This window comes from Membranihabitans marinus (assembly GCF_019802045.1).
Lineage (GTDB): Bacteria > Bacteroidota > Bacteroidia > Chitinophagales > Saprospiraceae > Membranihabitans > Membranihabitans marinus_A.
Window position 1 is genome coordinate 117982 of the sequence record NZ_JAHVHU010000014.1, and the last position, 12961, is coordinate 130942.

The following is a 12961-nucleotide window of genomic DNA, read 5'->3' on the forward strand; positions in this document are numbered from 1 at the left end:
TTAAAGTATCGCTTTGAAGATCAGGACCAGCCGCAAAACATTCCTCCACATTGGTTACAGCATTAAGGACTTTTATGAACCTAATTATCTGATGTTGGGGTTGGGGTTCCGGTTTAAAAGCAAAACTCCTTCTTTGTTCGATTAGGTGCACTGTGAAGCGTGCAACGACACATGTTTCCTGAACTCTACTCCATTGCGCTATGATTTTGTCACGTGGAGTGATTTGAACTTATAGAAAACTCCAACGGATTTGTCATTATTTTTTAATCCATCTACTGAGTCCACTCCAGAAAGTCATATTTTAAAATGATTAGCCCCGGTGCTTTAGCCCGGGGTATCTATCATGACGCACATATTGGCTTTAGCCATTAAAGTGCAAATCATTCAGGGCTTAAAGCGCAATATAATTTTGCATTATCATCCCCGGCCTAAAGGCAAGGGGCTACTAAAACAATAAACTGACTTTTCGGAGTAAGCTCATCTATTTATTATTCGGCTCGGCAATCTTCCTCACGCTCTAAACGTACTCACAAGCTTACCGATCCGACAACTAGCCTGGGATCGGTAAGTCTGTAGGCTGCCTGAAGAAGGGAAGGATTGCCGAGCCTTAAAATAGAGTTATACCATTTGAATTCATAATTGCCGCATATATTCCGAAATATTCTTCGATTCTCTTCGTCAAAAATACTCTGTGTAACTCCAGACATATCTCCGTTTACCCGTCAGTCTCGTCCAGCCACCCATGCTTCTTCAAAATACGAATCCCCATCACCCGTACATCAGAAGCGTTCTCATGCGTTTTGGTGAAGGGATTAAAAGATTCCGATAGATGGGGGATGGGCCGGTTAAATAATCCGATGTACAAAATATCTTTCTGGGGAATGGACACCATAAAAGCTCGGAAACCGCCCTGCCAACCGGTATGGGAGATGATTTTTGCATCAAACTCATTTCCTTCGTTCTCCTTTTCGGCGATGAACCAACTGTAACCCACATCCGGATCTTTGGAGCTCTTCCAGTTTTCCGGATTGGTGATCTGCCGGGATCGCTCAAGCACTTCTTGGGGCAAAAAAACAGCGTTTTGGATCGCTTTTTCATACCGGGCCAGATCCAGCACCGACGACCAGACTCCGCCATTACCTGCCGCTGCAAAGGTGGGCTCTTCACCGTAGTCCCGTTCTTCAAATCCGTGCTCTGTGCGAATGTACCCGTGGGCCACCCCTTCCTGCGGATAGGGACCATCGGTGATTTTACTATGGATCATTCCGGCTGGATCAAATATGTTTTCTTTGATATAGGATTGCCATTTTTGGTTGGTGACCTTTTCAATAATGAGAGCCAGTCCGTTGTACGCCGGATTGGAATATTCAAATCTCGAACCCGGTTCGAAATTCAGGGAGTCAGTATACTTGAGAGGCTCAAAATTCTCTTCGTCTTTCGCGGTCAGGTAAAATTCAAATTCGCCATCGACGTTTCTGGAATCCGGCAAACCGGAAGTATGAGTGAGCAAATGCTTGATCTGAACTTTCTTTGCAATAGCCGGATGGTCAAAATCTTTGAAATATTTCTGGAGATCATCCTCCAGGGACAGCTTTTGGGCCCCTTCGAGGATGAGAATGCCATTGGAGACAAAAGTTTTGGAAATAGACCCTGTATTGAAGACCGTATTGGGGGTGATGGGTTCTTTTGAATCCACATCTTCGACGCCGTAGCTTTTGAGAAAGATGACTTCGTCGCCTTTCTGGACCAGAACCACACCCCCCGGCTCATTATCGCTGAACTTAGGGTCAAAAAGATTTTCAAAATCTGAAACTACATCCATTTTTGGCTTTGTACATGAAGTGAGCAAGAGGAGGATAAATATAAAATGTTTCATACCAAAATGTGATAAATAGTTGTCCTTTTATCACCCTGCTTCTTCAGTAGATTGTTTTCCATTCCGTATAACAAGTCTCTGCTGGCAGTGCCCGGTGAAATGTCTTTAAATATATTCATATACTCTTTTCTGGAGAAAGTTTTACCGGTGAATATGGTGATAAAATATTTCATTCTATCCTGAGATGAATTTAGGCTGGTTTGGACTTTTAACAGCTCATTGAATGACTCATCAATGGCAGATAACATAAACCCAATAAAGGGCTTCATGCAGGTATAACGCATTCGCACACCGTAACCTTCCTTTCGATATGTTCTGTTTGCATATTTGGCTTGCAAAACCATATATATCGTCGAAAAGATAGTGATGTATATGCTGCAGTCCTCTGGTCGTACCTATTTCTATTTGATTAATATCACCAGTCTTAAACAATTAAATGGCCTATTCCAAGCGGGCCGAATAACCTGACAGCGTCTGGGAAAAGGTGGCTTAAGGAATACTTCTGTCCTCGATTCTGATATTCTTCTGGAGTGCTAAATGCTGACCTGTCAGCGTTTGTGGGTAGCATTAAAAACGATAGGTCTTTTCCATGCTTTTTTTGTCTGCATTTTTCATATCTAATCAAAGATAATACACCCCTCTTTACTTTTACTTTTTCTTCGACCTCGAATACGCATACACCGATGCTCCCACTACCCCGGCTTCATTTTTGAGCGTCGCCGGGATGACCTGATAGTCCACTTTGATTTCATCCTCGTATTTCGAGAATTTTTTACTGATGCCACCACCGATGATTACGGTGTCGGGTGAGAACAACCGGTCAAGGTGTTCCAGATAACCATTGAACCGCTCGCCCCATTCACTCCAGGACAAGTCGGCTTTTTTTCGGGCAACGTTGGATACATAGCGCTCGTAGATATCACCTTTGTACAGCATATGCCCCAATTCCGTATTCGGAATCATCTGTCCCTCATAAAATATGGCTGAACCGATGCCTGTACCTACGGTGAGAAAAATAATCAGACCATCCTTATCGACCTTACTTTTTCCAAAATTTATCTCAGCAAAACCAGCTACATCGGCGTCATTCGCCACATAGATATCGGTGTTGAATTCTTTTTTGAAGTACTTGGCAATATTCTTTTTGTACCAGCTTTTGTCAACATTAGTAGCTGACCAGGCCTTCCCTTTTTTTATAATGGCCGGAAAACCAACCCCGATGATGCCTTTGTAGTCAGAAAACTGCTCTTCCATAGCTGTATGAATGACCTGAGCCACAGCTTCTGGTGTGGATGGTTTGGGTGTCAGATATTTGTAACGCTTGGTCAGTAATTTTCCGGTAGTTACATCGGTGATGCCCAACTTGATTCCCGTGCCTCCAATATCAATTCCCAGAATACCTTTCGATTTTTTCATTTTATTTTATTTCGGTGATTTTCATCGTAATGTCTTCTACCGGGCGGTCACCGGCACCGGTTTGGGTTTTAGCTATTTTATCGATAACGTCCAGTCCCTTGATGACCCGGCCAAATACCGTGTATTGGCCATCAAGAAAGGGCGTTCCGCCTTCCTTTTCATAGGCTTCTATTTCTTCTTCACTATAGTCTTGGTTGTTCCGTCGGCCAAACATTTTTAGGTCATCCTTGGAAACCGGTCCTCCATGAACAATATAAAACTGAGACCCAGAAGATTTTTTTTCTGGGTTCACCGGGTCACCTTGCCGCGCAGCTGCCAGCGCTCCTTTGAAATGTTTGTGACCGGCATCCAATTCAGCAGGAACTTGATATCCCGGACCTCCGGCACCTAGTCTTGCGTTGGAATCTGCATTCCGAGATTGCGGATCTCCACCCTGCACCATAAAGCCATCGATGACCCGGTGAAAGAGCAGATCATCATAGAAACCTTTGCGGGTGAGATCTAAAAAGTTTTTTTGGTGTTGCGGTGTATCATCGTACAATTCCACGATCATATTACCGTACGGTGTTTCTATTTCCACCAATGATTTTTCGGGTGATGCAACCATAATATTTTTGGTTCGTTTTGTTGATTTTTTATCGTTTATAGCTTCCAGAGTGACGGTATATACCCCTGGTTTGTAGAATATGTGCGAAGGATTTTGAAGAAAGCTGGAATCCCCATCTCCAAAAGTCCATTTGTAAAAATCTGCTTTTTTTGATTCATTTTCAAATTGAATCTCTGCAGGTGCTGGTTTGGCATCTTCTACAGCAGTAAATCTGGCCACGGGTCGGTTGCACGATGACACGACCAGGACGAATAAAGCTAAGAAAAAATAATTACTGTTCATGGGTGTTGTCCACTATTTTCATATACATTCTAACATCATCGACCGGACGATCATTGGGGTCTGAGGAAAGTCTTGAAATATTCTTTACTACATTCATCCCGTCTTTTACTTCACCAAAAACCGAATATTCTTTATCAAAAGAAGGTATACCCCCGACAAGTTTGTACAGACGTCGTTGTTCCGGTGTATATTTGAATCCCTTTTCTTTTTCGACCTGATCCAGATCTCTGTCTGTGACAGGATGGCCCATGACAATAAAAAACTGAGAACCGGATGATTTTTTGATTGGATTGACACTATCTGGTTTTCGGGCACCTGATACGGCACCGTAGGTATGAACAAATTGAAAGTCGGGTTGAATGGTGTAATCCAGCTCACCGCGCCCCAGAAACTTACCGGGTAAAGCGTGTTTTGATTCCGGATCTCCGCCTTGGATAATCATGTCAGGAATGACCCGATGAAACAGCAAGCTATCATAAAAACCATCCTCCACCAGTTGAACGAAGTTTTTACGGTATTCCGCCGTTTCTTCATAAAGCTGAAGCGTAATCTTGCCCTGATTGGTCGTTATTTCGACTATTTGTGGTTTTTCTTTTGCACACCCGAAAAGGCAAACGCTCAAAACCAAAGCCCAACAGTATGCTGTAAATCTACTCCACCGATACTTCATCCTCGAATACTTTTGCTTTAAAATAGTGTATGACCTTATGCTTAAGCCACTCTTCCTGATCTTTCACCCCTTTAATATCGAATGGTTTCAACTGTTCGAAGTGGGGCCATCCCTCTTCATCCAGAGCATGAAACTGGTAATAACCCTCCATCTCGAGTAACGTGCATACTGCTACATTCATCAAGTCACGTTTTTCTTCCTTTGTCCATTCTTCCTTGGCCTGGCCAAGTTCTCTGATTCCGATTAACAATAAGACATTGTTTAGGTCAGGTAGTTTTTCCTGATCCATCAGATCCTTGAGAAAATGCCGGATCCGTAGCCATTCAAAATCAATTTCCCACGCTTCCATAATTCTCATTTATTACGAAGGCAAAGGTACCAAAACAGTTTAATTAGTCCTATTTTTTCTGTCGAAATGAAAGGTTTACTGCCCGGATAGCAGCTGGCCAAGATGCTAAAAAACAAATGAGAATGACGACCGATATGCCCAGAATGAAATCAGTTCCATGCAGTTCACTGGGGTAGCTATCCACGATCATGCTCTCACCCATCCGTAAGAGTCCGAATGTTTTGTGTAGCCAATATATAAGCAGGGTTACGCCGGTTCCGGTCAGGATACTGGTCAACGCATAAAATCCGCCCAATTTGAAAATGATTCGGCGAATATCTTTTTTTTGTGCACCCATTGCTTTGAGTATACGGAAATGATCACTTTTCTCAATCACAATCATCCAGATGCATCCGACCAGATTAAATGCGATCAAAATGATTGTAAAAATCACAATGATATATCCGATCCATTTTTCGATATTCATCAGTTTGTACAAGTCTTCATCCTGCTGATAATTGTTACGGATGATTATTTTTTGTTCATTGAAAATGTGGTGCAGCGATTGGCGAACCCGGTTTTCTGCACCCTCATCCGCTAGTTTGATTTGTAATCCGGTATAGACAGTGTCCGGGTAGCCGATTAAGGAGCGCACAAAGTCCAGCGGCGCATAGGCATGACCAGAACCTTCTTCCTGAACGACGCTAAATGTACCTGAAGGGTAAATCACCTGCCGGCGAAGCAAGTCCTGGCCCAGGAAGGTAGTACCTGAAGAACGAGGAAAGAAGGTCTCAACGGGTTGAAAGGGATCATTGATCACCACATTCAGATTTCTCTTTAATGTGGTACCGAGGATAAGCTGAGGCTCGCCCTCCATGTACAGTTCCAGCGCACCCAATGAGCGGTAGGGGCGGAGGTCGACCACCGAAAAATAATTTTCAGGCACACCGTAGAGACTAGCCACCAGATTATTGTTGTCATACGAAAATAATACGGTTTCTTCCAACACCGGAGCTGCTGCAGCTACCCCGGTCAAAGCGGTCACTTCTTCGAGTTGCTGTGGCGTAATATCCATGGTTTTTCCACGCTCCGAAGCGATGTAAAGATCCGGGTTGGTTTGGCTAAACATGGAAAGAAGCAGACCCTCAAACCCATTGAAAACACTGCCTACCAGCAAAAGCACCGTGAACCCAATGGTTAATCCAATCACACTCAATGCGCTGATGTAATTGATGAAGTGATTTTTCTTGCGTTTATAAAAATACTTCCAGGCGACCTGAGTTGATATTGACATCAAAATGGTTTAAATTCTTTTCGATTATATATACACCAGTACACATGGTGTTTTAGCGGACAAGGAATAAAACCTTTACGGTCCAGATTTTGGATAGCCAATGAGAAGGTATTTGATCGTGCTTTACCTACAACGAACAAGTCGTTTGCTGTACAATCTGAATTGAATTGATCACTGGCTTATATCTGGTGCGCTTTGTCCCATGCCCATGGAAACATATATCGCGTTCTGTATTTTAGATCGATAATTGTGTAAACTTAATAAATTCGGTCGATTTGGATAGTTTGGGTAGGTGCGATTGGATAAAAAAATGTATACCAGTTCATTGGCAGGATCTGCCCACGCAGCCGTTCCGGTGAATCCATAATGACCAAAAGTATCGGGACTGGCTAACGAGGCGATATTGCACCTCGAATCCGGAACGTTAAGACTTTTCATATCAAAGCCTATTGCCCGGCGGGTCTCCAGAGGATGCCGGGTAGTGAATTCACGGACGGTGGATGGCCGATATATCTGCTTCCCGCCATATTGACCTTCATTGAGCAGCATCTGAAAAAACACCGCCAGATCCCGACTGTTGGAAAACAGACCGGCATGCCCGCTGATTCCATCCATCATGGCAGCACCCATGTCATGTACAAAGCCATGTACGGTTGAATGTCTGAAGTATCCGTCCTCTTCGGTCGGAACAATCTTTTCCAAGGGGAAGTATTTGGCGGGCTGGAAGGAGGTATGTACCATTCCCAGTGGTTCATAAACTTGTTCCCGGACATAGTTATCCAAAGTTTGACCGGTAACCTTTTGAACGATGCGGGCTATCAAATAAAACCCCAAATCACTGTACTTATATGAGGTGGAGCTTCGCAGGGGACTGTCCAGGATCAATTGAAATATGGTGTCGGGGTAGTCTGCACGAAGGAACAAATTGGGCGATACTTCGTGTGGAAAATCCTCGGAATATTGAGTTCTGTAATATGTGGCACTCGGCAAACGAGATTTGTCTGTATTGAGTGTAGACATGTAAAAAGGAATCCAGGGTTTGAGCCCGGCGCGGTGTGCCATAATATTGCGCAGGGTAAGGTGGGCTTTGTTTGTATTGACAGTTGCAGGCAGATAGGTACTGATCGGGGTGTCGAGATCAACGACTCCATTTTCATACAATTTCATAATGGCTGCTGTTCCGGCAACCACTTTTGTTACACTGGCCAGATCATAAATGTCATATTGATTAACCGGAATTTGCTTTTCATAGGTATGATAGCCAAATGCTTTTTGCATAACAATCTTGTTGTTTTTTGCAATAAGGATTTCACAGCCTGGCATGGCTTCCTCAAAGAAAGCTGCATTGACCAGTGAGTCGATTTTTTGATGAAGTTTCCTTCCGTTGATTCCAACGGATTCGGGTAAGCCGTACTGCAGAACTTCTGCACTGGCTGTCGTAATGCCCTGATTGAAAGTACTGATTGGTGAGGCGGTGACCGGTAATCTTCCGCTAAATTTTTCTTTCCCGAACAAGGCCCTGGCCATATTGGATTGGGTAAATCCATCGTCACTGTAGCCGACCGCTATTGTTTTTACCGGATCAAAGAAGGTCAATGAATAGGGACTGCCAAATACAACCAATACTACTTCGTGCTGTGCAGCGAGTTGATTGATGAGATGTACTTCGGATTTGTTGAGTCCAAAATTTCTCGAAGCATATTTTGACATATCGTGCAAGCTGATAATAAAGGTACTTGCTTGCTCTTCTTTCAGAGAATCAAAGACACGACGAGTAGTTTGGAGATCTGTGGATTGGTATTGCCGGGCTTTCGTGAATTTTGATAATTCTTTTTGAAATGGAGTTTCTGAACTTGCCCCCAGAGCCACGCTGATGATGTTTTCACCGCCGTTTAACGGAACCACGGTGTTTTCATCACGGACCAGCGTTGCGGCGGCACGGATGAGTTCTTCTTTTAAAAGAATGGCAGAATCAGTGTTCAGCTTCTGTGCGATGTTATGTGTTGTCAATGAAGGTGGTGGCTGATTCAAGCCGATCTGGTATTTGTATCGAAGGATTTTTTTGACACTTTCAGCCAGCCGATCTTGTGAAATGACGTTGTTCGTCACCGCTTGTTTAAGTTTTTGTACAGCCAGAGGAAGGTTGTTGGGGAGAAGCAAAAGATCATTGCCTGCTTGGAATGCTTTTAATTCCACGATGCCATCCGGCCAGTTTGCACTTACGGCTTTCATCTCGAGCCCATCGGTAATGATGAGGCCTTCAAAGCCAATAGAGTCCTTGAGCAGATTGGTGATCGTATTGTATGACAGACTGGAAGGAATTTTATCCCGGTCATCCAGCGCGGGGATGTTCAGATGTGCGACCATAATGCTGGCCAGGTCTGTTTTTGCCAGAGCTGTAAAAGGGTATAGTTCGATGTTTTTGAGCCGATCCAAATCGTGGTTGATGACTGGCAGCGCATGATGAGAGTCGACATCCGTGTCACCGTGACCAGGAAAATGCTTGGCGCTGGCAAGGATTCCATGATCCTGAAGCCCCTTCATATACATGTAGGATTTGGCGGTTACATTTAGTTTGTCCTCTCCGAACGACCGGTCATTAATGACGGGATTGCGTGGGTTGTTGTTGATATCAACTACCGGGGCAAAATTAAAATTCACACCAATGAGTTTGAGCTCTCGGGCTATTTCTTTCCCCAATCGATAAATGAGTTCATTATTTTGAATGGCGCCCAATGTCAGTTGCCGCGGGAAAGTAACAGCATGTTCTTTGAACCGCATGGAAGGCCCCCATTCTGCATCCATGGTGACAAATAAAGGGATGTCTGCAAGTGATTGGTATTTATTAACTAGCTCAATCTGCCGTGCGGGAGTCCCCTGGAAAAAACAAAGCCCACCTACCTTATATTTTTCGATCTGTCGGGTGACAGACTGGATGTGGTCTTCGCCCAGATCCGAATGTGCCCGAATGATAAACAGTTGACCGATACGTTCGTCCAGGGTCATATTTCTATACACAGAATCCACCCATTGTGCCTCCTGATCCTGCGGATGGTTTTCTTGAGCTTTGGCGTGGTCATAGACGGTTGGTGCCATTAAAAACAACAGCAAAAGCAAAGCAATTGAAATTATGCTGCCTGTTTTAAACAAATTACCCATTGAAATATTCACTACAATTCCTCTTTTTTCTATGCGTGTTAACTTTGAACGAGCCTGCCCTGGAGGGTGCTTAATCAGGGGATGTTTTTAAACCTGCAAATACAATACCAATCCGGACAAGAGCTGTTCATACTATCCTATCGGTGTGAAAAATAAGAAAGTACGCTCACATTTGGGATATAATTTTCAGATTTTCATTATTTTTAAAACGATGACACCTTCGGATGTTGAAAGTCTTGCAAAATATACGCCTGGACGAAGGTGAGCTGTTTTAAATTTCCGGGTCTCCTTTCTTCTCAATTGTATTGATGTTATCACCTGCCCTTGGACATCATATAGTTGACCCTGCACCGGTAATGTGGATTGGTTCTCAACATACATATAATTCTGAGCAGGGTTGGGGTATATTCGTAAAAAATGATCGGGGGGGATCCTTTTGTCAGTTGATGTAGGCTGATATTGCTTTGCCAGTTGGACTGCATTGACGGCGTCGATTCGACCAAATCCGTAAACAAGATTGGGATGAAGATCTGATCCACAGGGGTTATCCCGGACTGGAAGGGCACTTTCGGTGAGAATCCTTCGCAACAGATCAGGACGCCCTCTAAATGCCGGGTTGGCTTCAATAACCAATGCAGCTACACCAGCTGCAATCGGTGCTGAAATACTGGTGCCACTACTTTTTACAAAGGTTTCGTTGGGGTAGATTGAAGTGATACCCTGACCTGGTGCTACGACGTCAGGTTTGATGATCTGTGTTTGCTTTACAGGACCCCGACTGCTAAAATCGGTGATGCTGTCGGTTTGTCCTGTGGCACCTACCGTAAATACAGAGGAAAATATCGCGGGCGGGTCCATGAGCGAGGAACATCCTTTTCGACCCGTATTCCCCGCCGATGCTACCACAAAAATTCCGGCTTGCGTCAATCGGGCAGTTGCGGAGTCAAGCAACCAATAATTCGCAGGTACACAACCTTCATTATAGGGACATGACCAACTGTTATTAATGATGTCTGGAGCAAGGGCTGGGTTGGGGTTTTGTCCGTGCAAGTCGGTGGGGGCCAGGCACCATTCCAGACCTTTGAGATAGGTCGAAAGATGACCTTTCCCCCGATCCATTATTCGGGAACTGATCCACTGAGTTCCTGGTGCGATCCCGGTGAAATGTTTTTCAGATACCCCGGTGATCAATCCCATCGTAAAAGTTCCATGACCATGATCATCACATGGTAAAACAGATTGGTAGCCACATGGGTTTGTGGAAGCTTGTTCACCGGGTGTGGAATAATATTTTAAAGCATCGTGCCAGTTGTGATTATGATTGACAGCGCCGTTATTTTGGAGGCCCCGGTAATTGTTTTTCAAAAAAGTGTGTTCCCATTTCATTCCAGTGTCGAGACCTGCGACGACCACACCCTGACCGGTAATCCCCGTTTGCCATACGGAGTCAGCCCGGATGTGGCTGATTCCCCAGTGCAACAAACTATCTACTCGGCGAGTGGATCCAGGGACAGAAACTTCCGGTGGTACGACCAGAGGGAAATCAGGGAGAATGGAAGTCAGATCAGGGTGAGTACTCAGTCTTCGAAGCGTCATACTATCTAGTCTGGCCTGTACCGCATTGATAATATAGAAAGAATAATGAGGTACTTTCCAGGAACTCAGAGAATCAAGTAATCGGCTCTGGGAATGCGTAGCTGCTCGAATAAGCCCTTCAAACATCCGTGTCGTTTTTTCAGATTTGGGAAGGTCGACGGGTATCGGTTCATGCTGATTCTGCTGGCGGAAAACCAAAATGCAGGACAGGGTATCTTCGATGGCAAAATTTTCATGGATTAATGGATGAATATCCACCAATGGTGTTTCCTGCCCCGAAAGGCAGGACACTTTTATGAGACAGATAATCAGAGGAATTTTCCAGGGAATCATAGGTTGTGAATTTGTACTAAGATAAGATTCTGTGGTTTCTTTTGAGTATATTTCTCGCCGCTTATATTGTATAAACGGATTAATTTAGAACTGACCCATGACTCTCCACGAATTTCTGACATTGGTAGACCACCATAGTTTTATCATATTCTACTATGGGTTTTCGATGCTGTTTTCTGTGCTCCTCGGGTTGCTTTTTCTTCATAAGATGGGGCATCCCAAGGTGTGGAATTATTTTTTTTCCTTCCTGCTTTATATGATGAGTGTGCTGGGGATGTTTTCACTTATAATGGCCTTTTATCAGTGGATAACCAGTGCATTGGTTACATCGGCAGTCGTGATTCTCATTCCTTTTGTTACGATGGTTATTGGTCTAGTTCTCATTTATAATCGGGTAGATATTACGTTACTAACAGGTTTTGGGAATGGGCGTATATTTTTTGCCGTATTATTTTTCATCCTAATTACGGGTTTTTGGCTGGATCAGGCTGGTTGGGTTTCATTTTCAACCTGGCCTGTTTATCTGGTGCTTCTTTTTTTCATTGGTATGACATTGGTAGTACGGAAAGTTTCCATGATACAGTGGGATAAAAATAAATAGCCTTTCGCAAAAATGCCAGTCCTTCTGGATCCGGATGAGATCATATGTTATGATACTGGCCGAAAACACAATGGACTGAGATATTTATAGTATCTTTTGCACAAAATGGACGGGTGATACCGTTGGAAGTACTTATCATTGACTTATTAACAATTAAATTCAAATTATGGCAAACATTTTAGACCTTATAGGCAGTTCGTTGGATAGTGAAGTCGTATCTAAGCTGGATCAAGAAGTTGGTGTGGGCGATCAGGAGAAAACGGCATCTGCTTTAGACAGCATCTCAAAAGTAATATTAGCCGGCATCAACAAAAATGCACGGTCACCGGAAGGGCTGCAATCATTGAACCGGGCCTTAGAAAAAGACCACAATGGTGAAGTTTTTAACGATGTGGCGGGGAATTTGCTTCAGCGTGACGCCAATAGGGCCCAGGGAAACGAACGAACACTCAATGGTGCCGGTATCCTTCGACACGTGTTGGGATCCAATGAAAGCAGTGTTTTCGAATCACTGGCGAACGCGAACAACATGGACAAGAATAAACTGATGTCCCTGGCAGTAAAGATTGCTCCATTCGTGATGGGAGCATTGGGCAAGGCAAAAAATGAGGAAGGATTGGATACGGGGGGTATCGGAGCACTACTTGGTGGAGTGATGAATTCCATATCTGGCCAGGATGCCAACCAGGGGAGTTTTCTAAATTCTATTCTCGATCAGGATGGCGATGGAAGTATTGTCGATGATGTGGCCGGAATGGGTAAAAAGTTATTTGGCGGACTGTTCAAGAAATAATCAGGG

General features: G+C 44.0%; 10 protein-coding genes and 1 pseudogene. 2 read left to right on the forward strand and 9 right to left on the reverse strand.

Annotation, left to right across the window (positions count from 1 at the left end):
- Positions 1-715: 715 nt before the first annotated feature.
- The 9 genes and pseudogenes from KUV50_RS14920 to KUV50_RS14955 form a co-directional block, all read right to left on the reverse strand.
- On the reverse strand, positions 716-1876 hold the full coding sequence (locus KUV50_RS14920) for a serine hydrolase domain-containing protein (protein ID WP_222580977.1): 1161 nt from the start codon (positions 1874-1876) through the stop codon (positions 716-718).
- Positions 1877-2134: 258 nt separating this feature from the next.
- Positions 2135-2308 (reverse strand): annotated as a pseudogene (locus KUV50_RS19790) (cell filamentation protein Fic); the annotation flags it as partial.
- A 216-nt stretch (positions 2309-2524) separates the two neighbouring features.
- Positions 2525-3292, reverse strand: a complete 768-nt coding sequence (gene ppgK, locus KUV50_RS14925; protein WP_222580978.1) for a polyphosphate--glucose phosphotransferase — start codon at positions 3290-3292, stop codon at positions 2525-2527.
- A gap of 1 nt (position 3293) precedes the next feature.
- Entirely contained in the window at positions 3294-4181 is an 888-nt protein-coding gene (locus KUV50_RS14930; RefSeq protein ID WP_222580979.1) for a peptidylprolyl isomerase, read from the reverse strand.
- Positions 4171-4851, reverse strand: a complete 681-nt coding sequence (locus KUV50_RS14935) for a peptidylprolyl isomerase (RefSeq protein ID WP_222580980.1) — start codon at positions 4849-4851, stop codon at positions 4171-4173. The genes KUV50_RS14930 and KUV50_RS14935 overlap by 11 nt, the downstream gene beginning before the upstream one ends.
- The gene (locus KUV50_RS14940) at positions 4832-5200 is read right to left on the reverse strand and encodes a hypothetical protein (protein WP_222580981.1); all 369 of its coding nucleotides are present in this window, start codon (positions 5198-5200) and stop codon (positions 4832-4834) included. Before KUV50_RS14940 ends, KUV50_RS14935 begins: the two co-directional genes overlap by 20 nt.
- A gap of 49 nt (positions 5201-5249) precedes the next feature.
- Positions 5250-6473 (reverse strand): ABC transporter permease, encoded by a 1224-nt coding sequence (locus KUV50_RS14945; RefSeq protein ID WP_222580982.1) that lies wholly within the window; start codon positions 6471-6473, stop codon positions 5250-5252.
- Positions 6474-6644: 171 nt separating this feature from the next.
- Positions 6645-9644, reverse strand: a complete 3000-nt coding sequence (locus tag KUV50_RS14950; protein ID WP_222580983.1) for a glycoside hydrolase family 3 N-terminal domain-containing protein — start codon at positions 9642-9644, stop codon at positions 6645-6647.
- A 174-nt stretch (positions 9645-9818) separates the two neighbouring features.
- Positions 9819-11561 carry a S8 family peptidase gene (locus KUV50_RS14955; protein WP_222580984.1) on the reverse strand — a complete coding sequence of 581 codons (1743 nt, stop codon included), beginning with the start codon at positions 11559-11561 and terminating at the stop codon, positions 9819-9821.
- Positions 11562-11658: 97 nt separating this feature from the next.
- Here KUV50_RS14955 and KUV50_RS14960 point away from each other — a divergent pair, with 97 nt between their 5' ends.
- Both KUV50_RS14960 and KUV50_RS14965 read left to right on the forward strand, forming a co-directional pair.
- A complete protein-coding gene (locus KUV50_RS14960) occupies positions 11659-12162 on the forward strand; it encodes a hypothetical protein (protein ID WP_222580985.1) in 504 nt (167 codons plus the stop codon).
- A gap of 166 nt (positions 12163-12328) precedes the next feature.
- Positions 12329-12955 (forward strand): DUF937 domain-containing protein, encoded by a 627-nt coding sequence (locus KUV50_RS14965; RefSeq protein ID WP_222580986.1) that lies wholly within the window; start codon positions 12329-12331, stop codon positions 12953-12955.
- Positions 12956-12961 lie beyond the last annotated feature (6 nt).